Origin of the sequence: Limnohabitans sp. DCL3 (assembly GCF_048019295.1) — a bacterium.
Classification (GTDB): Bacteria; Pseudomonadota; Gammaproteobacteria; order Burkholderiales; family Burkholderiaceae_C; genus Limnohabitans_A.
In genome coordinates this window covers 3101504-3125206 of sequence record NZ_CP171842.1, presented here as the reverse complement: position 1 = coordinate 3125206, position 23703 = coordinate 3101504, and the positions used below count along the sequence as shown (strand labels likewise).

Below are 23703 nucleotides of genomic sequence, written 5' to 3'. Positions count from 1 at the left end.
AATCATTTACAAACCCCTCCCGGAGTCGGGCATGGCGGTGTTGAAAGGGCCCATGGCCCGCACTTGGAGGCCCCCTGAAGCTGGCATACTTGATTCGCACATTTCGCGCCGAAACTCTATGCCCCGTCCCATTCAAGCCACGATCCACACCGCCGCCCTGCGCCACAACCTCAGCTGCGCTCGGCAGGCTGCGCCTGACGCGCAGGCCTGGGCCGTGGTCAAGGCCAATGCCTATGGGCATGGCATCGAGCGGGTCTTTGAGGGCTTGCGCGGCGCCGACGGATTTGCCCTCTTGGACTTGGCCGAGGCCGAGCGGGTTCGCGCTTTGGGCTGGCGCGGCCCCATCTTGCTCCTCGAAGGCGCTTTTGAGGCGCGTGATCTGGAGCTGTGCTCGCGCCTGCACTTGTGGCACACGGTGCATTGCGACGAGCAAATTGACATGCTGGCGCTGCACAAAACGCACGAGCCGCACCGGGTCTTCCTCAAAATGAACTCGGGCATGAACCGGCTGGGCTTTGCACCGCATCGCTTTCGCTCGGCTTGGACACGGCTCAATGCCCTGCCCCAGGTGGATGAAATCTCACTCATGACCCACTTCAGCGATGCCGATGGCCCCAAAGGCATTGCCCAGCAAATGGCCCGCTTTGAAGAAGCCACGCGCGACTTACCCGGCGAACGAACGGTGAGCAACAGTGCTGCAAGCTTGCGTCACGGCCAGGATGCAGCCGTCAAGGCCGACTGGATTCGCCCTGGCATTGCCGTGTATGGCAGTTCGCCCGACTTTCCCGAACACAGCGCAGCGCACTGGGGCCTGCAGCCTGCCATGAGCTTGAATGCACAGATCATTGCGGTGCAGCATTTGCAGGCTGGCGACAGTGTGGGCTATGGCTCCAGCTTTGTGGCCGAGCAAGCCATGCGCATTGGCGTGGTGGCCTGCGGCTATGCCGACGGTTACCCGCGCATTTGCCCGACGGGCACCCCCGTGCTGGTGAATGGCGAGCGCGGTCGTACCGTGGGCCGAGTGAGCATGGACATGCTGACGGTGGACCTGAGTCCGTTTCCGCAGGCGGGTGTGGGCAGCACGGTCACGCTCTGGGGTCAGTCGGCCCAAGGCGCCGTGCTCGCTATCGACGAGGTGGCGCAGGCGGCGGACACCGTGGGCTATGAGCTCATGTGTGCGCTGGCGCCGCGCGTGCCGGTGGTGCAAGACTGACCATTTGCTGCGCCGGAGACATGGCCGAGCGCCATGTGGAGCCACAATCAAGCCCATGCCCCACAGCGCCCCCTTACACCGCCACGACCAGCGTGCTTTGCTCATTGCTTTGGTGTTGGTGGTCATCTGGGGCGGTAACTTCACACTGCAAAAGTACCTGTTTGACCTGATCACGCCTGGCGGGTTTTTGTGGGCGAGGTATCTGCTGATGCCCACCTGTGCGCTTTTGTTGATGCGCTGGCGCTTTGGCCTTTGGCTACCGCCTTTGCCGCGCCAAGACTGGATGCACATGGCTTGGCTGGGTTTCATCGGGCATTCATTGCATGTGGGCCTGGTCACCTATGGCATCCACTGGTCCACCGCTTTTTCCAGCTCGGTCATCTTGGCTTGCGGGCCTATTTTCACGTTGCTGATCTTGCACAAGCAGGGCCTGGAGCGGCTCAGTTGGCCGCAAATTGCCGGGGTGTCGTTGGCCTTTTGCGGGGTGTTGATGTTCTTGTCTGACAAGTTGCTCGGCGGCAACTGGCGCGCAGGGGGTGGGGATCTGGTGCTGTTGGTGGCGGCTGGGTTCTTCTCGTATTACACCGTGGCGGTCAAACCGGTGATGCAAAAGCATGGCCCGGTGCTGACCATGGGTTACGCCACATTGCTCGGCGGTTTGCCAGTGATGCTCATGTCGGTCCCCGCTGGCATGGCGGCCAACTGGGCCGCGCTGGATGTTTGGGCTTGGCTGGGCTTGTTCTGGTCGATCCTGGTTTCGGCCTTCATTGGATGGCTGGCTTGGGGCTGGATCAACAACGTGCGCGGCGTGGCCCGCACCGCCCCTTTGATGTATTTGATGCCACCCATGGCGGGGCTGTTTGCCTGGGCCTTGTCGGGTGAGCACTACACCTGGATCAAGATCGCGGGCGCAGGCGTCACCTTGTTGGGTGTGGCGCTGGCGCAGTACGCCGGGCAAATCAAGTGGCGCTTGCGTTGATGGACCTCAACGCAGCCAGGTGTCGTAGGCCGTTTTGCAAATCAGGGCCAACACCACCAAGATGAACACGTAGCGCACAAAGCCCGAGCCGTGTTTCAGGGCCAATCGGGTGCCGATCAAGCTGCCCACCACGTTGGACACCGCCATGGCCAAAGCCAAATGCCACCAGACATGGCCTTGGATGGCAAACAGCATCAGCGCTGAAAAATTGGTGGCCACATTGACCAGTTTGGCCGAGGCCGAAGCGTTCAAGAAGTCATAGCCCATCAACCGCACATAAGCAAAAACCAAAAAACTGCCCGTGCCTGGCCCGAAGAAGCCGTCGTAAAACCCGATCACCAAGCCAATGCCAGCGGCCATCCAGGCCTCTTGGGCACCTGCAAAACGGGGGGCATGGCAGCGGCCCAGGTCTTTTTTGGCCACGGTATAGACCAGCAGCACCGCCAGCAGCAGTGGCAGCGCTTTGCGAAACAAGGTGGGATCGACTTGCGTGACCACCCAAGCGCCTGCGAGAGAGCCAAGCAAGCCCGCACCCGCAGCGGGGAGCAGTGAGCGCCAAGGCATGACCACTTTGCGGCTGTATTGAACCGTGGCAAAAGCGGTGCCCCAGATCGATGCGCTTTTGTTGGTGCCAAACAAAGTGGCGGGTGCTGCACCGGGAAAGGTGGCGAACAGGGCGGGCAGCAAGATCAGGCCACCGCCGCCGACGATGGCGTCAATCAGCCCGGCGAGCAGCGAAGCCAGCGAAACAATCAGTAATTCCATGCGGGGGATTGTGGCACCCCGTGGAGACAGCCCCTGTCTCGTGGATGCTGTGAAACGGGCAAAAAAAAGCGCCGCTTGCGCGACGCTTAGAAAAATGACATCTCGTTCGGATGTTCGATGCTTTTCGAGTTTTTAGGCTTGAGTGTCTCCTCGGCCCTCGGGATGCAGATACTGCTTTGCATCGAGTGCATGAAATGTAAGTGACCAGACGCACACTGGAACTCAGGGATTTCCCGATTCGGGGGAAATCCCTGCCCTGATGAAGGCGCAATCGGCGCGCCAAGGGGGGGTAAATGGGTTTTTGGGGAGGGCTGCGGGTGCTTGACCCAACAGGCGCTGAAGCGCCGCAGGGGTCCACGCCGTTTATTTGGCCGTTGGCATCACAAACTCAGCACCCTTGCCAATGCTCTCGGGCCAGCGCTGCATGATGGACTTTTGCTTGGTATAGAAGCGCACGCCTTCTTCGCCGTAGGCGTGCATGTCGCCAAACAGGCTGCGCTTCCAGCCACCAAAGCCATGCCAGGCCATGGGCACGGGGATCGGCACGTTGATGCCGACCATGCCCACCTGGATGCGGCGCGCAAATTCACGCGCCACGTTGCCATCGCGGGTGAAGCAGCTCACGCCGTTGCCGAATTCGTGGTCGTTGATGATTTGCACGGCGGTGGCAAAGTCGGGCACGCGCACGCACGACAGCACTGGGCCAAAGATTTCTTCTTTGTAGATCTTCATGTCGGTGGTCACGTGGTCAAACAAAGTGCCGCCCAGCCAAAAACCGTTGTCGCAACCGGCACCGGCTTGGGCACCGTCAAACACGCGGCCGTCCACCAAGAGCTTGGCGCCTTCGGCCACGCCCGCATCGATGTAGCCCTTGATGCGCTGACGCGCCGCATCGGTGACGATGGGGCCCATCTCCGCGGCCAGGTTTTCGCCGTTGAGCACTTGCAGCGCTTGGGTGCGCTCGATCAGCTTGGGCAAGATCTTGTCGGCCACATCGCCCACCAGCACGGCGACTGAAATCGCCATGCAGCGCTCGCCGGCCGAGCCGTAACCTGCGCCGATCAGCGCGTCCACGGTCTGGTCGATGTCGGCGTCGGGCATGACCACCAAGTGGTTCTTCGCGCCGCCCAGGGCCTGCACGCGCTTGCCGTGGTGCGCGCCGGTTTCGTAGATGTAGTTGGCAATCGGGGTGGAGCCGACAAAGCTGATGGCTTTCACATCGGGGTGCTCCAGCAGCGCGTCCACGGCTTCCTTGTCGCCTTGCACCACGTTGAACACGCCATCGGGCAGGCCGGCTTTTTTGAGCAAGTCGGCCATGAACAGCGAGGGCGTGGGGTCGGTCGGGCTGGGTTTCAAGATGAAGGTGTTGCCGGCCGCAATCGCCACGGGGAACATCCACATGGGCACCATGACGGGGAAGTTAAACGGCGTGATACCCGCCACCACGCCCAAGGGCTGGCGCAGGGTCCAGTTGTCGATGCCGGTGGAGACCTGGTCGGTGAAGTCACCCTTGAGCAGTTGCGGGATGCCGGTGGCAAATTCCACAATGTCGATGCCGCGGCTCACTTCGCCCTGTGCGTCGGTGAACACCTTGCCGTGCTCGGCGGTGATCATGTGGGCCAACTCGTCTTTGTGGGTGTTCAGCAGTTCGAGGAACTTGAACATCACCCGGGCGCGGCGCAAAGGGGGGGTGTCAGCCCAGGCAGGGAAAGCAGCTTGCGCAGCGGCCACGGCCTTGGCCACCTCGGCGCTGTTGGCCAAGGCCACGCTGCCGGTCACGGCACCGGTGGCAGGGTTGGTCACAGGCTGGCTGCGGCCCGAAGTGCCTGCGGCCACTTGGCCGCCCATGTAATGACCGATGTGGGAAATGCTCATCTGGGACTTTCGTTGTGAATGTGGGAGCGCGCCCCTGCGCGCGAAGGATTTGGGAACAACCTGCGCAGTTTAGGCACCCCCGCCACCCCCTGCAATGCCGCAAATCTGAATTAATTGTTCAAAATGGTGAACAATGTGCAGATGGAAGAGCAAAAAATCAACACCCTGTGGACGCACCTGCACTGGCTCAGCGTGCTCGCGCAGCAGGGCAGCTACACGGCGGCGGCGGCCCGTTTGGGCGTGAGCAAGGCCGCCATGAGCCAGCGCATCGCCGAGCTCGAGCGTGCGGCCAAGGTCACCCTGGTGCAGCGCACCACCCGCAGCTTGCGCCTGACCGAGGCGGGCCAAAGGCTGGTGGATGACACCCGGGCTTCGTTCGAGCAGATCGCGCAAAGCTTTGCCCAGGTGCGTGATTTGGCCGAACAGCCCAGTGGCTTGCTGCGTGTGACCGCGCCCGTGGCGCTGGCCCGCCAGCAACTCGTGCCCTTGTTCGCCGCTTATCTGCAAGATTTTCCGGAGGTGCGCATCGAGCTGGACATGTCGGACCGCCTGAGCGCCTTGGCCACAGAAGGCTATGACTTGGCGATTCGCCACACCGCCCGCCCGCCCGACACCCATGTGGCCTGGGCGCTGTGCGCCACCGAATCGGTGCTGGTGGCCACCCGCGCTTACATCGGTCAATTTGGCGAACCGCAAAACCCGGCCGAGCTGCAAGCCCACAACTGCTTGCATTACCCCCGCTCACAAGACACGCCCGCGTGGACCTTTGAGCGGCGTGGACCCTCAGCAGCAGGCGAACGCATCACGGTGCCCGTATCGGGCAACTTTGCCGCCAACAACAGCGAAGCCCTGCGCGAAGCCGCAATCACGGGCGCAGGCATTGCCCTGATGCCCGACTTCAGCGCCCAGGCCGAACTGCGCAAAGGCCAGCTGGTGAGGGTGTTGCCAGACTGGAAACCTGTGGGCGCCTTTGCTGAAACCATTTATGCGATCCGGCCGTATGCGCCCCATGTGCCCCGCGCCGTGGAGGCGCTGGTGGCTTGTTTGCGTGCAGGACTGGCTGGGGGTTTTGGGGTCTGAGGCGATGATGCGTTGGAGGTCATGGCGTCAGTCAGACGCCTCCGCAAGCCAGCTCCACATCCCTGAGGGCCTGTTCACGGGGAACGACCGGTTTGGATTTCACGGGGGGGTTATGCCGTGCGAGGGCTAACGAACCTGTTCACGCAGACGGTCAAAGTAGGCCGCATCGACCGGCATGGTCGGGGCGGAACCAGCCCCGGCCAAGAGTTTTTCACGCAATTGCAGCCGATCCTGATCCTTACGAATCAGCTCCCGCACATATTCGCTGCTGGTGCCGTAGCCGCGCTGGCTGACCTGCGTATCCACAAAAGTTTTCAAGGTTTCGGGCAAGGAAATGTTCATGGTGCTCATCCACTCAGGATAGTGAAATTGGCAAGAAAAGCTTGTTTTCAAAAGGGTCAGCGTGATATTGGCGTGCAGTATCTAGCGGACTGAACCTTTTGCCAAAGCCAGCCGTGCGTCTTCTCGTCCCAGTTCAAACGCATCAGATACTGTCGTGCTCGGACGGCAGTCCCACGTGGATACGGGAACTTTTCGGCTGGGTTGCCAGTAAGTTCGACCATCAGCCTCCAACAAAGCGGGTTTGTTGGGGTAGTGGCGGGTCAACAAGACCAGCGTGGATGCTTTTTGTTCCGGGGTTTGTGCAGGAATGGGGGCGTTGTCGGTATAGCCCCCGTCTAAAGCCCATTGGCCTTGAATGTGAACACCGGACATAAAGGGCGGCGCTGCCGCAGCGGCTCGCAAAGTGGCTTGTGCATCTTGCACGGTGGCGCAGTCGCGCAATGCAAAGAATGCTTGTCGCAGCCCCAAAAAGCGCGGCAAAGCCGGGTGGATGTGGTGAAACAGTTTTTTGTCTACCAAGTACGCCACCGTACCAGCGGCAACACTGCCCATGAGACCCAGTGCCCTCGCGGGCCGGGTCACCGCCACAAGCAGCTGAATGGGCGTTGTCTGAAGCGTTTTGAAGTTGTCCTCGCAGACAAAAGCATTGAGCCACGCGGGATAAACAGTTTGGTGAGCGAAATTGAATTTCAGCCGTCGCAGTCCGCGCCAGTCAAACAGATGGGCGTTGGTTGCATACAGCTGTTGACACGCCTTAAGCGCGGTCATCGTGCTCCCTGTCAGAAGCGATGCCGCGATGGCGGCTCCTGCGCTGGTGCCAACCATTTGGCCAGGCAGTTGCAAGCCGTGTGTTTGCAAGTGCGCTACAAGCCCGGCCTGCCACCAGCAGCGGTTGCCGCCGCCCGCAAAGACCAGTGTTCGAAATCCGGAAAGATTCAGTGGGACCATGCTGATTTTTGAGTCAATAAGTTATCTTTTGGCCCCTCGATTTGATCTGCTTGACAAGGCTTGCATCCATTTAGAGCCCCCGAGCCAGCACCGGAAACAGCTTGGTCAGGCCATCGGCCATGACTTCGACCGCCAGCGCGGCCAAGATCAAACCCATGAGGCGGGTCATGACGTTGATGCCGGTTTTGCCCAGGATGCGGGCAATCGGGGTGGCCAGTGAAAAACACAGGGCGGTCGCCAGGGCAATGACCACGCCGTAGCCGACCAAGGTGCCCAGCTGGGCGAAGTTCTTGGCTTTTTCGGCGTAAATCACCACGGTGGACATGGTGGCTGGGCCGGTCAGCAGGGGGATGGTCAGCGGCACCACAGCGATGCTGGCGCCCATGGCGGCTTTGGCTTCGGCGTCGTGCACTTCGTCGACACTGGCGCGGGCTTCAGCGGGCTGGGCGTTCAGCATCGACAAGGCCGCTGTCAGCAGCAGCATGCCGCCGCCGACCTGAAAGCTGGCCAGCGAGATGCCAAAAAACTCCAGGATCTGCAGGCCCAGCAAAGCGCTGGCGGCGATCACGACAAAGGCAGAGAAGGACGACACCCAAATGGTTTTTTTACGCTGGGCCGCGCTGAAGCCTTGGGTGTAGTGGATGAAAAACGGGACGATGGCCAAGGGGTTGACGATGGCCAGCAGGGTGATGAGCGGTTTGAAGTCCATCGCGCCATTGTGCCCCTTTGGGCGCTTGCTCAGGCCGCTGGCGTTCGCCTTCTGAACATGCCCCAGCCTTCCATGTGCAGCACCTTGTCGCCATGCTGGTTGAACATTTCCCAAAGGTTGCGCGTCATGCCCACATCCGGGCGCTTGCCCATGGGTTTGGTCTCAAGCATGGTGCTTTGCAGACGCAGTGTGTCGCCTGGATAAACCGGTTTGAGCCATTTGATGTTTTCCAAGCCTGGCGAGCCGAGGCTGGAGGTCTGACACAAAAAGTTGGTCACCATCAGTCGCATGGCCATCGAACAGGTGTGCCAGCCACTGGCCGACAGGGCCCCAAACACGGAAGCCTTGGCCGCTTCGTCGTTCAGATGAAAGGGCTGCGGGTCAAACTGTGTGGCGAAGGCAATGATTTCTTCGCGGGTGGGCGAGATGGTGCCCAAGTCGCGCACTTCGCCAGGGGAGAAGTCTTCCCAGTAATACTTGAATTCAGCCATCAACGGCCTCCCGAAATATCGAGAAAACTCATGGTGGTGTAGCTGGCGCTTTCCGAGAGCAGCCAAACAATGCCCTGGGCCACTTCTTCGGCGGTGCCACCGCGCTGGGCGGGCACCAGGTGTTGAAGGTCTTTCACGCGGTTGGGCAGACCACCCGAGGCATGGATTTCGGTCTCGATCAGGCCCGGGCGTACGGCGTTCACGCGGATGCCTTCGGCAGCCACTTCTTTGGCCAGTCCGATGGTGAAGGCGTCGATGGCGCCTTTGGCGGCGGCATAGTCCACATACTGTCCAGGGGCACCTAATCTGGCGGCCGCGCTGGACACGTTCACGATGCTGCCGCCTTCGCCGCCGTGTTGGGTGCTCATGCGGCGCACGGCTTCACGGGCGCAGATCAGGCTGCCGATCACGTTGATGTCGAACATGCGTTTCCATCGGGCCACGCTCATCTCGTCCACACGGGCGGTGACATCCACCACCCCAGCGTTGTTGACCAGCCCGGTCAGGCGGCCGAATTTGGCGTCGATGTGGTTGAACATGCGCAGCACCTGCGCTTCATCGGCCACATCGGCTTGCACCGACATGGCTTGGCCGCCTGCGGCGCGGATTTGGCGCACCACTTCGTCGGCGGCCAATGAGTTGGCGGTGTAATTCACCGCGACTGACCAACCGTTTTGTGCCGCCAACAAGGCGGTGGCGGCTCCGATGCCCCGGCTGCCGCCGGTCACCAACAAGACCTTGTTCATCGCGTGTCTCCTGCAAAAATGTTCGCTTGCGGTTAAAACCGTCGCTTCGAAGATTACACAACACACCAGGAGACAGCATGGGTCGCACAGTGGACTATTACTTTGCCCCGCAAAGCCCTTGGGCTTATCTGGGCCACCAGCGTTTGGTCGAGATCGTGCAGCGCACCTCAGCCACAGTGCGCGTCATGCCCATCGATTTAGGGGGCAAGGTGTTCCCGATTTCGGGCGGCTTGCCCTTGGGGCAGCGCGCACCGCAGCGCCAGGCTTACCGATTGGTGGAGTTGCAGCGTTTCAGTGCCCACCTGAATGCGCCTTTGAACCTCAAGCCCAAGTACTTTCCTGTCGGCGGTGACGATGCGGCGCGCCTCATCATCGCGGCCGATCTGGCGCAAGGGGCGGCATCTGCGATGAGGGTGGCTGGTGCCATTTTGGGCGCTTGCTGGGCGCAAGAGCGCAACATTGCCGACGAAAAAGTCTTGGCAGCGTTATTGGCCGAGCAAGGATTGCCACCAGATTGGCTGGAGCGCTCGCACAGCCAAGCCGTGCAAGAGCGTTATGAGAGTCATACCCAAGCTGCCATCGACGCGGGTGTGTTTGGTGCACCCAGTTATGTGATCGATGGTGAAATTTTTTGGGGCCAGGACCGGCTTGACTTTGTTGAGCGCGCATTGGCCCGTTGACGCATTCAAACCAAGTAAGGACTGAACATGGGAAAGATGATGGAGCTGCAAGCCGCTGACGGCACTTGGGTGCCTGCCTATGAGGCGCGTCCCTCCGGCACGCCCCAAGGTGCCGTGGTGGTGATTCAGGAGATTTTTGGCGTCAACAGCCACATCCGCCATGTGGCCGATGGTTATGCCGCCGAGGGCTACGTCGCTGTGGCCCCTGCAGCCTTTCACCGGGTCAAGCCCGGGGTCGAATTGGCTTACGCCGAGGCCGATATGGGCGAAGGATTTGCCTACAAGACGGCTGTGGAGGCCTTGCCAGCCCCAGGCGTGATGCAAGACATCCAGGCTGCGATTGACCATGTGGCCAAGGTGTCCGGTGGCAAGGTCGGTATCGTGGGTTATTGCTGGGGCGGACTGCTGACCTGGCGTGCCGCCTGCACCTTGAAGGGCCTGAGTGCGGCCGCACCTTATTACGGAGGCGGTGTGACGACCGAGGCCGAAATGGCGCGCCATCCCCAAGTGCCCGTGTTGGCGCACTTTGCCAACGAAGACAAATGGATTCCTTTGGACACGGTAGAGGCTTTCAAGAAGGCGCAGCCGGAAGTCGAAGTCCACACCTACGCGGCCCACCATGGGTTCAACTGTGACCAGCGCGGCGCCTGGCATGCGCCTTCAGCGCAATTGGCGCGGCAGAGAACGCTGGCGTTTTTTGCCAAGCACCTGGCCTGATTTTCGAGGGGGAACCCCCGCCCGCGGGGCGGCGGCGAAGCCTCTAGTTGCCTGTTCTGGCGAGGTAGCGTTTGCGCCAGAACACCAAGCCCATGGTGGTGGCAATCGTGACCATGCCACCCAGCGTCCACCAAAATCCGGTGGCCGTGTGCAGCCATGGCATGAATTCGAAGTTCATGCCAAACACAGCCGCGATCAGGTTCAGCGGTAAAAAAATCGCTGTCAGTGCCGTCAGCGTGCGCATGATGTCGTTGGTGCGGTTGCCTTGCACATTGAAGTGCATTTGCACTGCGGTTTCGGTGTTGTGCTCGAGGCGACGTACATGTTGCACCACCCGGTCGATGTGTTCGAGCACATCGCGGCTGCGGATTTTCAGCAGCTCGTGTTCTCGTTCGGCGTTGCTGTCGGGCCCCAGTCCCCAAGTCTCCAGCGACTCTGTCCAGCCTTGCAAGGCCGTGCGCTGGTCGTCACACAATGATTCCAGTTGGTGCAGCGCCAGCCGCGCCTGGAGCAGGGCGTCCCATCGGTTGAAGCGGGTGCGTGGGTTGAGCAACTCGGCTTGCCAATGGTCCAGCTGGCGGCTGATTTCGCGGCGCAAGTCGAGGTAGCTGTCTACCATCTGGCTGACGATGCGCAGCATCATGTCGGCCGAGCTGCTGGGTACGCCCCGCGCACCCGTCGAGCGGGGGTCGGTGGCTTCGTGGACTGTGGCCGATGCTGACCTGCTCAACGCGCTGCTGGCCAACAAGCGTTGCGCATAGGCGTCTCGTACCGCACAGTCCGTGGGGTGGACACTCAAGAGCACCCGGTCAAACACCCCAAAACCTACTGGGCTGGTGTCGATGCGGTGCAGAACGGGTGGGCCCGTGCGCTTGCTGGGACGACTTGGCGTGTGCGCATCCGTCGGGCTGGCCGTGTCCTGACGGTGGGCCAGTCGCCGAAACACCACCAGGTCGTAGTGCGAGCTGTAATCAAAGCGCGAGGGCAATTGGGCGTTCAGCAGGTCTGAAACGTGCAGATCTACCAAGCTTTGCCCTGTCAGCCTTTCCAGCTGGCTTTGAATGGCCGACAAGTCGGATTGAAACTGCTCGCGCGTGCAAGCGATCCAGACATAGCCATGTTCAGGTAGGCGCTCGGGCCAATCGGATTCGGCGTGAACCTCTGCACCCGAGACACTGAAGATCCGCATACCGGCGATCACGCCTGGCGAATCAACCGTGCCGCGTCGCGGGCAAAGTAGGTCAACACGCCATCGGCACCGGCCCGCTTGAAGGCCAGCAGGCTTTCCATCATGACCAGGTCGTGGTCCAGCCAGCCGTTTTGCGCCGCCGCCTTGAGCATGGCGTATTCGCCAGACACTTGGTAGGCGAAGGTGGGCACTTTGAACTCGTCTTTGACACGGCGCACGATGTCCAAGTAAGGCATTCCGGGCTTGACCATCACCATGTCGGCCCCTTCAGCCAAGTCCATGGCGACTTCACGCAGGGCTTCGTCGCTGTTGCCGGGGTCCATCTGGTAGACCTTTTTGTTGCTCTTGCCCAAGTTGCCGGCCGAACCCACCGCGTCGCGGAAGGGGCCGTAAAAGGCGCTGGCGTACTTGGCGCTGTAGGCCATGATGCGGGTGTGGATCAGGCCTCGCGCTTCGAGCGCCTGGCGGATCGCGCCGATGCGTCCGTCCATCATGTCACTGGGCGCCACCATGTCCACACCGGCTTCGGCTTGCGTCAGCGCTTGCTGCACCAGCACGGCAGTGGTTTCGTCGTTCAAGATGTAGCCCGTCTCGTCCAGCAGGCCGTCCTGGCCGTGGCTGGTGAAAGGGTCCAGCGCCACATCGGTCATCACGCCCAGCTCGGGAAAGCGTTTTTTCAGTTCGCGCACCACGCGCGGCACCAGGCCATGGGGGTTCATGGCTTCGCTGCCTGTGGGGTCCTTGAGGCTGGCGTCGATGACCGGGAACAGCGCCATCACCGGGATGCCCAGTTTCACGCAGTCTTCCGCCACGGGCAGCAGCAGGTCCAAGCTCAGACGCTCCACGCCGGGCATGGAGCCGACCTGCTGGCGCTGGTTCTGTCCGTCCAGCACAAACACCGGGTAAATCAGGTCGTGTGGTGTGACCTGGTGTTCGCGCACCAAGTTGCGGGTAAATTCATCACGGCGCAAGCGGCGTGGGCGACTGGTGGGGAAGGGGGCGACGGGATTCATGATGAAAATTGTGCCTGAAGTCGGCGCCAAGCCCAAGCTGGGGGTGTCTGTCAGTGCTTGAGCCATCTTGTGGTCAGTTGTTAAACAACAAAAACATCACAAAAATCAAATTTAAACTTGTTTGTATTTTTGTTATTTGATAAATTGGTGTTGGGCAGCTTGCTGCCTCCCGCTTTTCCTCCCTGAGCGGGGCCTGGACGCTCACGCCGACAGGCTTCTCACCCCCGGCCTCTGGCCGGGGTTTTTTTTGCCTGATCTGCCCATCGGCGACATTGGCCATCTCTGACTACACTTGAGCCATGCTCTGGATCAAAGCCCTTCACATTGTGTTCATCGCCAGCTGGTTTGCGGGCCTGTTTTACCTGCCTCGAATTTTTGTCAATTTGGCGATGGTGGAGCCCGGTTCTGTCGCGGAGCGGGCGCGTTTGCTCTTGATGTCTCGCAAGCTTTACCGTTTTATGACCATTTTGGCGGTACCCGCTTTGGCGCTGGGTCTTTGGCTTTGGCTCTATTACGGCATTGGCAAGGGCTCGGGCCAAGGCTGGATGCATGCCAAACTGCTGATCGTGGTGGCCTTGCTGGGCTACCACCACAGTTGTGGCGTGTTGTTGCGCAAATTCGAGAGCGGCCAAATGCAGCGCAACCACGTCTGGTTCCGTTGGTTCAATGAAGCACCGGTGCTGATGATGTTTGCGGCGGTCATTTTGGTGGTGGTCAAGCCGTTTTAAGGCACGGGCATGCGCATCGACCCTCAGCGCAAAACGGCGGCTTGGCCACTGGTGTGGGTGTACGCCATCCTGATTGTGTACGCCAGTTTGTACCCGTTTGAGCAATGGCGAATCCAAGGCATTGCACCGTGGGCCTACCTGAGCGCTCCTTTGCCCCGGTATTGGACGGGCTTCGATGTGCTCTCCAATGTGTTGGGGTACGCGCCATTGGGATTTTTGCTGGTCTTGGCATTGCACCGCACCCGGCGTGGATGGCCCGCCGTTATCTTGGCGGTGTCGTCTGCAGGCGCTTTGTCCTTGACTTTGGAGGCCATCCAAATGTTTTTGCCTGTGCGCGTACCCTCCAACCTGGATGCTGCGCTGAACATCTCAGGGGCATTGCTTGGGGCCGCGATGGCGCGAACCTTGGCCTGGGCGGGGTGGATGGACCGGTGGAGCCGTTTTCGTGATCGGTGGTTCTTGCCCGATTCGAGTGGTGCTTTGGCTTTGTGGGCTGTTTGGCCGCTGGCTTTGTTGTTCCCTGCGCCGGTGACGTTTGGTTTGGGGCAGGTGCTGGAGCGCCTAGAAACTTTCCTGGCCCATGTGCTGGAAGACTCGGCTTTGCTTGAGTGGTTTCCGTTGCGCGAAATAGAGCTGCAGCCTTTGCTGCCCATCAGTGAAATTTTGTGCGTGGCCATTGGCTTGTTGCTGCCCTGCTTGTTGGCTTTCGGTGTGTTGCGACTTTGGCGCCAGCGCCTGGTGGTGGCTGCGTTGTCGGTGCTGGTTGGGTTTGGAGCCAGTGCGTTGTCGGCAGCCCTCACCTATGGTCCGGCCCACACCTGGGACTGGGTCACCTCCGAAGTCTGGGCGGGTTTGGCCGTCGCTGCGCTGGGGATGGTGGCCTTGTCCTTTTGCACCGCTCGGGTGTGCTGGGTGTTGGCCTTGGCCGCCTTGGTCTGGCAACTCAGCTTGCTCAACAATGCGTCGGCGGACGCCTACTTCGCCCTGACTTTGCAAACATGGGAGCAAGGCCGCTTCATCCGTTTTCATGGCCTGAGCCAGTGGTTGGGCTGGTTGTGGCCTTATGCTTTGTTGTTCTATTTGGTCAGCCGCCTGTCTTCCAGTGCCCCACCGGCGCCGACATGATGGCACCTCCACCTAAAATTTGGCCATGACCATTCAAAACACCCATCCCTACTTCAAGCGGCATATCTTTTTTTGCTTGAACGAGCGCAAGAACAATGAGGCTTGCTGTGCTCAGCAAGGCGCTCAAGAGGCCTTTGACCACTGCAAATCCCAAGTGAAGGCTTTAGGTTTGGCCGGCCCTGGCGCGGTCCGCGTCAACAAGGCCGGTTGCTTGGACCGTTGTTCTGGCGGGCCGGTAGCGCTTGTTTACCCGGAAGGCGTTTGGTATTCCTATGTGGACAAAACCGACATCGATGAAATTGTGGAGTCCCATTTAAAGAATGGCCGGGTGGTGGAGCGCTTGGTCATGCCCGAGCATCTGGGGCGCTGATGAACGCGTCCACCCAGTCCTTGACCCTCCAAGGCCACAGCGGGGCCATGGAAGCTTTGCTCGACACACCTTCCGGCATGGCTCTTGTGGGCACGGCGGTGATCGCCCACCCCCACCCCTTGTTTGGCGGCACCATGCAAAACAAAGTCGTGCAAACCATGGCCCGTGCTTTTGTGCAGTGCGGCTGGCAAGCCGTGCGCTTTAATTTTCGGGGAGTTGGGTCCAGTGCGGGCACGTACGATGAAGGCCGTGGCGAAGCTGAAGACATGCTGGCCTTGGTTGAGCAAGTGGCGCCACAAGGCCCATTGGCTTTGGCCGGTTTCTCTTTTGGGGCATTTGTCACCAGCCATGTGGCCAAGGCACTGGCGCAGCAGCGCCGTGTGGATAGACTGGTGCTGGTGGGCACGGCGGCTTCGCGTTTTGAAGTCGCCCCTGTCGAGCCGGACCTGCACGACCGGACATTGGTGTTGCATGGTGAGCGAGACGACACAGTCCCGCTGGCCAGCGTCATGGATTGGGCACGGCCCCAGTCCCTTCCTGTGACCGTGATTCCCGGTGTCGAGCATTTCTTTCACGGCCAATTGCCGCTTCTCAAAAGCTTGGTCGCCCGCCATCTTCGAGCCTGATTTCCGCAGCGGCCTCTGAAGGACCGCGCAACGCCCTTTTATACGCCATGCCCTCAATTTTGAAATACCTTGTCGCGGTCATCTGGATATGGCTTTCTTGGAGTGTCCAGGCCCAAATGCCGCAGCCACCAGAGGTGGCGGCCAAAGGGTATTTGCTGATCGATGTCACCGCCAATCAGGTGCTGGCCGCCAAAGACCCAGACATGGCCGTGGAGCCCGCTTCTTTGACCAAGCTCATGACCGCTTATTTGGTGTTTGATGCCCTCAAATCCCGAAAAATCGACTTGAAGCAAGCGCTGCCTGTGTCGGATCGGGCTTGGAAGATGCCCGGCTCGCGCATGTTCATTGATCCCAAAATGCGGGTGCCGGTTGAAGATTTGATCAAAGGGATGATCGTTCAGTCCGGCAACGATGCGACCGTCGCCTTGGCCGAAGGCGTGGGCGGCAGTGTCGAGCGCTTTGTGCAGATGATGAATGAGCAGTCCCAAGTTTTGGGCATGAAAAACACCACTTACCGAAACCCCGATGGCTCAAACGAGGCGGGTCACCGCACCACTGCGCGTGACCTCGGTATCTTGGCCACCCGTCTGATGCGGGATTTTCCAGATTATTTGCCCTATTTCGCGATCAAAAAATACCGATTCGAAGGCTCGCCTGCGGCCAATGACAGCAACCGCAACTTGCTGTTGTTTCGCGATGCCACGGTCGATGGCTTGGGCACTGGCCAGACCAAGGCGGCAGGTTATTGCTTGGTGGCCACAGCCAAAAGGGAATTCCCGAATGTGGGAGCCCGTCGCTTGTTGTCGGTGGTGTTGGGGGCGGACAGTGAAAACGCCCGGGCCAATGAGAGCCAAAAGTTGCTCAATTGGGGTTACAGCGCATTTGACGCGGTCAAGTTGTTTGATGCAGGCCAGCCCGTTTTGAGCCCCAGTGTCTGGAAGGGCAAGACACCCCTCGTGAAACTGGGCTCGTTTCAGCCCATGGTGGTGGCCGTGCCTTCTGGCATGGCCGGTCAGATCAAAACCGAGGTGGCGCGCCCGGACCCCCTGGTCGCCCCGTTTGCCCAAGGCCAAAAGGTGGGCAGTTTGAAAGTCTTGCGGTCTGGGCAGCTGTTGTTGGAGCTGCCCTTGGTGGCCCTTGAGCCCGTTGAGCAGGCGGGCGTTTTGGGCCGTGCCTGGGATGCACTGCGCCTCTGGATCAAATGATTCCAGCTCTGTGCAAGCCCTCGATTTGTGGATAACTTGCTCTCGGCCCGTCAGGCGGTTATACTGGCGGGCTTTTCCGCTTTTGGGGCGGAGAAGTTTCTTTTGTCAAATTCAAACGTTTAGGGACGTTACAAACAATGCCAACCATCAATCAATTGGTGCGTCAGGGGCGCGAGGTCGAAACGATCAAGTCCAAAAGCCCTGCGATGCAAAACTCTCCACAGCGTCGTGGTGTCTGCACCCGTGTGTACACCACAACGCCTAAAAAACCTAACTCCGCTTTGCGTAAAGTTGCCAAAGTGCGCTTGACCAACGGTTTTGAGGTCATCTCTTACATCGGCGGTGAAGGCCACAACCTGCAAGAACACTCGGTGGTTCTGGTGCGCGGTGGTCGTGTCAAAGACTTGCCCGGTGTGCGTTACCACATCGTCCGCGGTTCTTTGGACCTGCAAGGCGTGAAAGACCGCAAGCAGTCTCGCTCCAAGTACGGCGCGAAGAAGCCAAAGGCCAAGTAAGCCCTCACGGGTTGAAATTTTTCGGTGCTGTTTCCCGCGTGGCGCGGTGATTCAGCGAAGTGACCCGAAGCCCGGAATTGTCCAGGTGGGTCGAGTAAGTGAGTGGTTTTGAATAACGCTCGCGGTGTCTGAAAAGGCGCCAACTGAAGCAATATGAGGTGAAATATGCCACGTCGTCGCGAAGTCCCTAAACGTGAAATCCTGCCGGATCCCAAGTTCGGCAATGTCGAGTTGTCCAAGTTCATGAACGTGATCATGGAAGGCGGCAAAAAAGCGGTTGCTGAGCGCATCATTTACGGTGCCTTGGAAACCATGGAAAAGAAAACAGGCAAAGACCCTGTCGAGCTGTTCTCCATCGCCATCAACAACGTCAAGCCCATGGTGGAAGTGAAATCCCGCCGCGTGGGTGGTGCGAACTACCAGGTGCCTGTTGAAGTGCGCCCTGTTCGCCGCTTGGCGCTGTCGATGCGCTGGATCAAGGAAGCCGCACGCAAGCGCGGTGAAAAGTCCATGGCCCTGCGTTTGGCCAACGAATTGCTCGAGGCCAACGAAGGCCGTGGCGGTGCCATGAAAAAGCGTGACGAAGTTCACCGCATGGCCGAAGCCAACAAGGCGTTCTCGCACTTCCGCTTCTGATTCACAAGGGTTTCACAAAGAAGCCCGACACTGTCAGAAGCTGGCCCGCTGGCCCCAAAAGGGGTGGCGGGCTTTGGTATTTAATCATTGGAGAAATAAATGGCTCGCACCACCCCCATCGAGCGCTATCGCAACATTGGTATTTCGGCGCACATTGACGCAGGCAAGACCACAACGACTGAGCGTATTCTTTTTTATACCGGCGTGAACCACAAAATTGGTGAAGTTCACGACGGTGCTGCCACCATGGACTGGATGGAGCAAGAGCAAGAGCGTGGCATCACGATCACCTCGGCTGCCACCACCTGCTTCTGGAAAGGCATGGACGGTTCTTTCGAAGACCACCGCATCAACATCATCGACACCCCCGGCCACGTGGACTTCACCATCGAAGTTGAGCGTTCCATGCGTGTTTTGGACGGTGCTTGCATGGTGTACTGTGCTGTGGGCGGCGTGCAGCCCCAGTCAGAAACTGTGTGGCGTCAAGCCAACAAATACAAAGTGCCACGTTTGGCCTTTGTGAACAAGATGGACCGTACCGGCGCCAACTTCTTCAAAGTTGTGGAGCAAATGAAGTTGCGCCTGAAGGCCAACCCCGTGCCGATCGTGATCCCGATTGGCGCAGAAGAAAACTTCACTGGCGTGGTCGACTTGCGCAAGATGAAGGCCATCATCTGGGACGAAGCTTCCCAGGGCATGAAGTTCACCTTCGAAGAAATCCCTGCCGAACTGCTCGAAAGCGCTAAGGAATGGCGCGAGAAGATGGTGGAAGCTGCAGCAGAAGCCTCTGAAGAGTTGATGAACAAGTACCTCGAAGAAGGTGACTTGACTGAAGAAGAGATCACACACGGTCTGCGTGTTCGCACCATCAACAGCGAAATCCAGCCGATGTTGTGCGGTACAGCGTTCAAGAACAAAGGTGTGCAGCGCATGCTGGACGCTGTGCTTGAACTGATGCCTTCGCCATTGGACGTGAAAGCGATCAAGGGTTACGACGAAGAAGAGCAAGAAATCACACGCAAGGCTGACGATGAAGAGAAGTTCTCTGCGTTGGCATTCAAGTTGATGACCGATCCGTTCGTGGGTCAGTTGACTTTCGTGCGCGTGTATTCCGGCGTTCTGAAAAAGGGCGACACCGTGTACAACGCGGTGCGCGGCAAGAAAGAGCGCATCGGCCGTATCGTGCAGATGCACGCCAACAACCGTGAAGAAGTCGATGAAATCCGTGCGGGCGACATCGCTGCTTGCGTGGGCTTGAAAGACGTCACCACAGGCGAAACTTTGTGCGACCCCAACGCCGTGATCACACTCGAGCGCATGGTGTTCCCTGACTCCGTGATCCGTCAGGCTGTTGAGCCCAAGACCAAAGCTGACCAGGAAAAAATGGGCATCGCTTTGTCCCGCTTGGCTGCAGAAGATCCATCTTTCCGCGTGCAAACCGACGAAGAGTCGGGTCAGACCATCATTGGTGGTCAGGGCGAATTGCACCTGGAAATCATCGTGGACCGCATGAAGCGTGAATTCGGTGTGGAAGCCAACGTCGGCAAGCCTCAAGTGGCTTACCGCGAAACCATCCGCAAGACCGTGGACGAAGCCGAAGGCAAGTTCGTGCGTCAGTCCGGTGGTAAGGGTCAGTACGGCCACGTGGTTCTGAAGGTTGAGCCTCAAGAGCCAGGCAAGGGCTTTGAGTTTGTGGACGCCATCAAGGGCGGTGTGGTTCCTCGCGAATACATCCCTGCAGTCGAAAAAGGCGTGATCGAAGCTTTGGGTCAAGGCGTGTTGGCGGGCTACCCCGTTGTGGACGTCAAAGTCACACTGCACTTCGGTTCGTACCACGACGTGGACTCGAACGAAATGGCCTTCAAGATGGCTGCCATCTTTGGTTTCAAAGAAGGTTGCCGCAAAGCCCAGCCTGTGATTCTGGAGCCCATGATGGCTGTGGAAGTCGAGACCCCTGAAGACTACGCCGGTAACGTGATGGGCGACTTGTCCTCACGCCGTGGCATGGTCCAGGGCATGGACGACATGGTCGGTGGTGGCAAGGCCATCAAGGCCGAAGTGCCCTTGTCCGAAATGTTCGGTTACTCGACCACACTGCGATCCATGTCGCAAGGCCGTGCAACGTACACGATGGAGTTCAAGCACTACGCTGAAGCGCCACGTAACGTCGCCGAAGCCATTGTGGCTTCGAGGGCTAAGTAAAGAAAAGCGTGCCGGACCCCATTCGCCTTGGCGAATTTGCTCGGGCACCACTGACTGGAATCAGTCAGATCTGAAAGTTCAGAAACTGTCTGCGATCAAGTGCCACTCTGTGCCCGTGCGGAGTGAACCAGCAACCTGATGCAAACATAAAACCAACACACGGGCATTGCTCTTTTTAAGGATAGAAAAATGGCTAAAGAAAAATTCGAACGGACCAAACCCCACGTGAACGTGGGCACCATCGGTCACGTTGACCACGGCAAAACCACGCTGACTGCCGCCATCACCACCGTGTTGGCTGCCAAGTTCGGCGGTGCTGCCAAAGCGTACGACCAGATCGACGCGGCGCCCGAAGAGAAGGCTCGTGGTATCACGATCAACACTGCGCACGTTGAGTACGAAACAGAAAACCGTCACTATGCACACGTGGACTGCCCAGGCCACGCTGACTATGTGAAAAACATGATCACGGGTGCTGCCCAGATGGACGGCGCGATTTTGGTTTGCTCCGCTGCTGACGGCCCCATGCCTCAGACCCGTGAGCACATCCTGTTGGCCCGTCAAGTTGGCGTGCCTTACATCATCGTGTTCTTGAACAAGTGCGACATGGTCGACGACGCTGAGTTGTTGGAGCTGGTCGAGATGGAAGTGCGCGAGTTGTTGTCCAAGTACGACTTCCCAGGCGACGACACCCCCATCGTGCAAGGTTCCGCCAAGCTGGCACTGGAAGGCGACAAGGGCCCTCTGGGCGAGCAAGCCATCATGAAGTTGGCCGACGCTTTGGACACTTACATCCCTACGCCTGACCGCGCAGTGGACGGTGCCTTCTTGATGCCCGTGGAAGACGTGTTCTCCATCTCTGGCCGCGGCACCGTGGTGACTGGCCGTATCGAGCGCGGTATCGTCAAAGTCGGCGAAGAAATCGAAATCGTGGGTATCAAAGACACGGTCAAGACCACTTGCACAGGCGTGGAGATGTTCCGCAAGTTGCTGGACCAAGGTCAAGCCGGTGACAACGTCGGTATCTTGTTGCGCGGCACCAAGCGCGAAGACGTCGAGCGCGGCCAAGTGTTGTGCAAGCCCGGCTCGATCAAGCCGCACACCCACTTCACGGGCGAGATCTATGTCTTGTCCAAAGACGAAGGTGGCCGTCACACGCCTTTCTTCAACAACTACCGTCCGCAGTTCTACTTCCGTACAACGGACGTGACCGGCGCGATCGAATTGCCAGAAGGCAAAGAGATGGTGATGCCAGGTGACAACGTGTCGATCACGGTGAAGTTGATCAACCCCATTGCGATGGAAGAAGGCTTGCGCTTCGCCATTCGCGAAGGTGGCCGCACGGTTGGCGCTGGCGTCGTTGCCAAGATCATCGCTTAATTCTTTTGTGGATCGGTGGCGCAAAGGCCTGGCCTTTGCGCTGCAAAAAGCAAACACTCACCACAAGGAATTGACATGTCATCCAAGCAAAAAATCCGCATTCGCCTGAAAGCGTTTGATTACAAATTGATCGACCAGTCCGCTGCAGAGATCGTTGACACGGCCAAGCGTACCGGCGCGATTGTCAAGGGCCCCGTGCCTTTGCCAACACGCATGAAGCGTTTTGACATCCTGCGTTCACCGCACGTCAACAAGACCAGCCGTGACCAGTTGGAAATCCGTACGCACCAGCGTTTGATGGACATCGTGGACCCTACAGACAAAACTGTGGATGCCTTGATGAAACTCGATCTGCCCGCTGGCGTGGACGTCGAAATCAAGCTGCAGTAATGCGGTTTGGGGTGGCGCAAAGGCCATCCAAAACTTGAAATAAGGCCCGACTTGCCAGAAATGACAAGTCGGGCTATAATTTCAGGCTCACCTCTTTTGGGGTGAGATTTATTAACAGTCTTTCACACACCAAACGGGGCTGCCAATTGAAGTGGCTTCGGTGAAAGTTTTGGAGAAAACAATGAGTCTGAGCAACTCCCTCGGGTTGCTGGGTCGCAAGGTGGGCATGATGCGTCTGTTCACTGATGATGGGGATTCGGTTCCTGTCACAGTGCTGGATGTGTCCAACAACCGTGTATCCCAGGTCAAAACCCAAGAGAACGATGGCTATGTCGCTTTGCAAGTGACATTTGGTGCCCGCAAGGCATCGCGCGTGACCAAGCCTATCGCTGGTCATTTGGCCAAGGCCGGTGTAGAAGCCGGTGAAATCATTCAAGAATTCCGTGTGACCGCCGACACGGCTGCCCAGTACGCCGCCGGCGCGACTGTGCCCGTGGCTGCCGTGTTCGCTGTGGGCCAGAAAGTGGACGTGCAAGGCACTTCCATCGGTAAGGGCTTCACTGGCACGATCAAGCGTCACAACTTCAAATCGCAGCGCGCATCGCACGGTAACAGCCGTTCGCACAATGTGCCTGGTTCGATTTCGATGGCGCAAGATCCTGGCCGCGTGTTCCCTGGCAAGAAAATGTCGGGTCACCTTGGTGATGTGACTTGCACCACGCAGAACCTCGCCGTCATCCGCGTTGACGAAGCCCGTGGCCTGTTGATGGTCAAAGGTGCCATTCCTGGCTCCAAGGGTGGTTTCGTGACCGTGCGTCCCGCCATCAAAGCCAAAGGAGCGAACTGATGCAGCTCGAACTCCTGAACGACCAAGGTCAAGCCGCTTCCAAAGTGGATGCGCCTGAAACCGTGTTCGGTCGTGAATACAACGAAGCCCTGATCCACCAAATCGTGGTGGCTTATCAGGCCAATGCCCGTCAAGGCACCCGCGCTCAAAAGGACCGTGAACAAGTTCACCACTCCACCAAGAAGCCTTTCAAACAAAAAGGTACGGGTCGCGCTCGTGCTGGTATGACTTCCTCGCCTTTGTGGCGTGGCGGTGGTCGGATCTTCCCGAACATGCCCGACGAAAACTTCACACAGAAGATCAACAAGAAGATGTACCGCGCTGGTATGGCTTCGATCTTCTCGCAGCTGGCCCGCGAAGGCCGTTTGGCTGTGGTGGATTCCTTCAAGGTTGAGACACCCAAGACCAAGCAGCTCGCTGCCAAGTTCAAGGCCATGAGTCTCGACAACGTGCTGGTGATCGCCGATGAAGTCGACGAAAACCTGTACTTGGCATCGCGTAACCTGATCAACATTCTGATTGTTGAGCCGCGTTATGCCGACCCCGTGTCTTTGGTGAACTTCAAGAAAGTCCTCGTGACCAAAGGCGCCATGGACAAACTCAAGGAGATGTTTGCATGAGCGCCGTGAAGTTTGACGAAGGTCGTCTGATGTCCGTGCTGGTTGCCCCCATCGTGTCCGAAAAGGCCACCATGGTTGCAGAGAAATCCAACGCTGTGACATTCAAAGTGCTGCAAGATGCTACCAAGCCTGAAATCAAAGCCGCAGTGGAATTGATGTTCAAGGTCGAGGTCAAAGGCGTCTCTGTGGTGAATACCAAGGGCAAGACCAAGCGTTTTGGCAAGACCATTGGCCGTCGCGACAACATTCGCAAGGCTTATGTCACGCTGCAACCAGGTCAAGAGCTGAACCTGTCCGGGGAGGCCGCGTAAT

General features: G+C 58.9%; 28 protein-coding genes. 18 read left to right on the top strand and 10 right to left on the bottom strand.

Annotated features, from left to right (window positions below):
• Window positions 1-118: 118 nt before the first annotated feature.
• Window positions 119-1213: an alanine racemase gene (gene alr / locus ACHEXK_RS14340; protein WP_416546959.1), complete on the top strand. Its 1095-nt coding sequence runs from the start codon at window positions 119-121 to the stop codon at window positions 1211-1213.
• A gap of 55 nt (window positions 1214-1268) precedes the next feature.
• Window positions 1269-2192 carry a DMT family transporter gene (locus tag ACHEXK_RS14335; RefSeq protein WP_416546958.1) on the top strand — a complete coding sequence of 308 codons (924 nt, stop codon included), beginning with the start codon at window positions 1269-1271 and terminating at the stop codon, window positions 2190-2192.
• Between the two features lie 6 nt (window positions 2193-2198).
• On the opposite strand, the gene ACHEXK_RS14330 is transcribed toward ACHEXK_RS14335, so the two are convergent.
• Both ACHEXK_RS14330 and ACHEXK_RS14325 read right to left on the bottom strand, forming a co-directional pair.
• Window positions 2199-2957 carry a sulfite exporter TauE/SafE family protein gene (locus ACHEXK_RS14330; protein ID WP_416546957.1) on the bottom strand — a complete coding sequence of 253 codons (759 nt, stop codon included), beginning with the start codon at window positions 2955-2957 and terminating at the stop codon, window positions 2199-2201.
• A 363-nt stretch (window positions 2958-3320) separates the two neighbouring features.
• Complete coding sequence (locus ACHEXK_RS14325) at window positions 3321-4832, bottom strand: CoA-acylating methylmalonate-semialdehyde dehydrogenase (protein ID WP_416546956.1); 1512 nt, start codon at window positions 4830-4832, stop codon at window positions 3321-3323.
• Between the two features lie 141 nt (window positions 4833-4973).
• On the opposite strand from ACHEXK_RS14325, the gene ACHEXK_RS14320 reads away from it, so the two are divergent.
• On the top strand, window positions 4974-5912 hold the full coding sequence (locus ACHEXK_RS14320; protein WP_416548962.1) for a LysR family transcriptional regulator: 939 nt from the start codon (window positions 4974-4976) through the stop codon (window positions 5910-5912).
• Between the two features lie 126 nt (window positions 5913-6038).
• Here the strand turns inward: ACHEXK_RS14320 and ACHEXK_RS14315 are convergent, their stop codons facing one another.
• From ACHEXK_RS14315 to ACHEXK_RS14295, 5 genes are all read right to left on the bottom strand, one after another.
• The gene (locus tag ACHEXK_RS14315; RefSeq protein WP_416546955.1) at window positions 6039-6263 is read right to left on the bottom strand and encodes a ribbon-helix-helix domain-containing protein; all 225 of its coding nucleotides are present in this window, start codon (window positions 6261-6263) and stop codon (window positions 6039-6041) included.
• Window positions 6264-6335: 72 nt separating this feature from the next.
• Window positions 6336-7202 carry a patatin-like phospholipase family protein gene (locus tag ACHEXK_RS14310; protein ID WP_416546954.1) on the bottom strand — a complete coding sequence of 289 codons (867 nt, stop codon included), beginning with the start codon at window positions 7200-7202 and terminating at the stop codon, window positions 6336-6338.
• Between the two features lie 70 nt (window positions 7203-7272).
• Complete coding sequence (locus ACHEXK_RS14305; RefSeq protein WP_416546953.1) at window positions 7273-7911, bottom strand: MarC family protein; 639 nt, start codon at window positions 7909-7911, stop codon at window positions 7273-7275.
• A 29-nt stretch (window positions 7912-7940) separates the two neighbouring features.
• Window positions 7941-8402 (bottom strand): MaoC family dehydratase, encoded by a 462-nt coding sequence (locus ACHEXK_RS14300; RefSeq protein WP_416546952.1) that lies wholly within the window; start codon window positions 8400-8402, stop codon window positions 7941-7943.
• The gene (locus tag ACHEXK_RS14295) at window positions 8402-9148 is read right to left on the bottom strand and encodes an SDR family oxidoreductase (RefSeq protein ID WP_416546951.1); all 747 of its coding nucleotides are present in this window, start codon (window positions 9146-9148) and stop codon (window positions 8402-8404) included. The genes ACHEXK_RS14300 and ACHEXK_RS14295 overlap by 1 nt, the downstream gene beginning before the upstream one ends.
• 77 nt (window positions 9149-9225) lie before the next feature.
• Here ACHEXK_RS14295 and ACHEXK_RS14290 point away from each other — a divergent pair, with 77 nt between their 5' ends.
• Window positions 9226-9828 carry a 2-hydroxychromene-2-carboxylate isomerase gene (locus ACHEXK_RS14290; protein ID WP_416546950.1) on the top strand — a complete coding sequence of 201 codons (603 nt, stop codon included), beginning with the start codon at window positions 9226-9228 and terminating at the stop codon, window positions 9826-9828.
• 27 nt (window positions 9829-9855) lie between these two features.
• Window positions 9856-10545 (top strand): dienelactone hydrolase family protein, encoded by a 690-nt coding sequence (locus tag ACHEXK_RS14285; protein ID WP_416546949.1) that lies wholly within the window; start codon window positions 9856-9858, stop codon window positions 10543-10545.
• Window positions 10546-10588: 43 nt separating this feature from the next.
• Here ACHEXK_RS14285 and ACHEXK_RS14280 read toward each other — a convergent pair whose 3' ends face one another.
• From ACHEXK_RS14280 to ACHEXK_RS14270, 3 genes are all read right to left on the bottom strand, one after another.
• Entirely contained in the window at window positions 10589-11734 is a 1146-nt protein-coding gene (locus tag ACHEXK_RS14280) for a magnesium transporter CorA family protein (protein WP_416546948.1), read from the bottom strand.
• Window positions 11735-11742: 8 nt separating this feature from the next.
• Window positions 11743-12747, bottom strand: coding sequence for a porphobilinogen synthase (gene hemB, locus ACHEXK_RS14275; protein ID WP_416546947.1), 1005 nt, complete (start codon window positions 12745-12747; stop codon window positions 11743-11745).
• 73 nt (window positions 12748-12820) lie between these two features.
• Entirely contained in the window at window positions 12821-13027 is a 207-nt protein-coding gene (locus tag ACHEXK_RS14270) for a hypothetical protein (protein ID WP_416546946.1), read from the bottom strand.
• 19 nt (window positions 13028-13046) lie between these two features.
• Between ACHEXK_RS14270 and ACHEXK_RS14265 the strand changes: the two genes are divergently transcribed.
• The 13 genes from ACHEXK_RS14265 (at window position 13047) to rplW (ending at window position 23702) form a co-directional block, all read left to right on the top strand.
• Window positions 13047-13475, top strand: a complete 429-nt coding sequence (locus ACHEXK_RS14265) for a CopD family protein (RefSeq protein WP_416546945.1) — start codon at window positions 13047-13049, stop codon at window positions 13473-13475.
• A 9-nt stretch (window positions 13476-13484) separates the two neighbouring features.
• Window positions 13485-14600 (top strand): VanZ family protein, encoded by a 1116-nt coding sequence (locus ACHEXK_RS14260; protein ID WP_416546944.1) that lies wholly within the window; start codon window positions 13485-13487, stop codon window positions 14598-14600.
• A gap of 25 nt (window positions 14601-14625) precedes the next feature.
• A complete protein-coding gene (locus tag ACHEXK_RS14255) occupies window positions 14626-14970 on the top strand; it encodes a (2Fe-2S) ferredoxin domain-containing protein (protein ID WP_416546943.1) in 345 nt (114 codons plus the stop codon).
• The gene (locus ACHEXK_RS14250; protein WP_416546942.1) at window positions 14970-15596 is read left to right on the top strand and encodes an alpha/beta hydrolase; all 627 of its coding nucleotides are present in this window, start codon (window positions 14970-14972) and stop codon (window positions 15594-15596) included. Before ACHEXK_RS14255 ends, ACHEXK_RS14250 begins: the two co-directional genes overlap by 1 nt.
• Window positions 15597-15643: 47 nt before the next feature.
• On the top strand, window positions 15644-16801 hold the full coding sequence (locus tag ACHEXK_RS14245; protein ID WP_416546941.1) for a D-alanyl-D-alanine carboxypeptidase family protein: 1158 nt from the start codon (window positions 15644-15646) through the stop codon (window positions 16799-16801).
• Between the two features lie 137 nt (window positions 16802-16938).
• On the top strand, window positions 16939-17316 hold the full coding sequence (gene rpsL, locus ACHEXK_RS14240; RefSeq protein ID WP_011466063.1) for a 30S ribosomal protein S12: 378 nt from the start codon (window positions 16939-16941) through the stop codon (window positions 17314-17316).
• A 165-nt stretch (window positions 17317-17481) separates the two neighbouring features.
• Entirely contained in the window at window positions 17482-17952 is a 471-nt protein-coding gene (gene rpsG, locus ACHEXK_RS14235) for a 30S ribosomal protein S7 (RefSeq protein ID WP_062406807.1), read from the top strand.
• Between the two features lie 99 nt (window positions 17953-18051).
• Entirely contained in the window at window positions 18052-20154 is a 2103-nt protein-coding gene (gene fusA / locus ACHEXK_RS14230) for an elongation factor G (protein ID WP_416546940.1), read from the top strand.
• Between the two features lie 189 nt (window positions 20155-20343).
• Complete coding sequence (gene tuf, locus ACHEXK_RS14225) at window positions 20344-21534, top strand: elongation factor Tu (protein ID WP_089951874.1); 1191 nt, start codon at window positions 20344-20346, stop codon at window positions 21532-21534.
• Between the two features lie 75 nt (window positions 21535-21609).
• Window positions 21610-21924 (top strand): 30S ribosomal protein S10, encoded by a 315-nt coding sequence (rpsJ, locus tag ACHEXK_RS14220; RefSeq protein ID WP_019426908.1) that lies wholly within the window; start codon window positions 21610-21612, stop codon window positions 21922-21924.
• A gap of 181 nt (window positions 21925-22105) precedes the next feature.
• Window positions 22106-22771 (top strand): 50S ribosomal protein L3, encoded by a 666-nt coding sequence (gene rplC / locus ACHEXK_RS14215; RefSeq protein ID WP_100120208.1) that lies wholly within the window; start codon window positions 22106-22108, stop codon window positions 22769-22771.
• Complete coding sequence (gene rplD / locus ACHEXK_RS14210; RefSeq protein WP_019426906.1) at window positions 22771-23391, top strand: 50S ribosomal protein L4; 621 nt, start codon at window positions 22771-22773, stop codon at window positions 23389-23391. Before rplC ends, rplD begins: the two co-directional genes overlap by 1 nt.
• Window positions 23388-23702, top strand: coding sequence for a 50S ribosomal protein L23 (gene rplW, locus ACHEXK_RS14205; RefSeq protein WP_019429300.1), 315 nt, complete (start codon window positions 23388-23390; stop codon window positions 23700-23702). The genes rplD and rplW overlap by 4 nt, the downstream gene beginning before the upstream one ends.
• The last annotated feature ends 1 nt before the right edge of the window (window position 23703 follow it).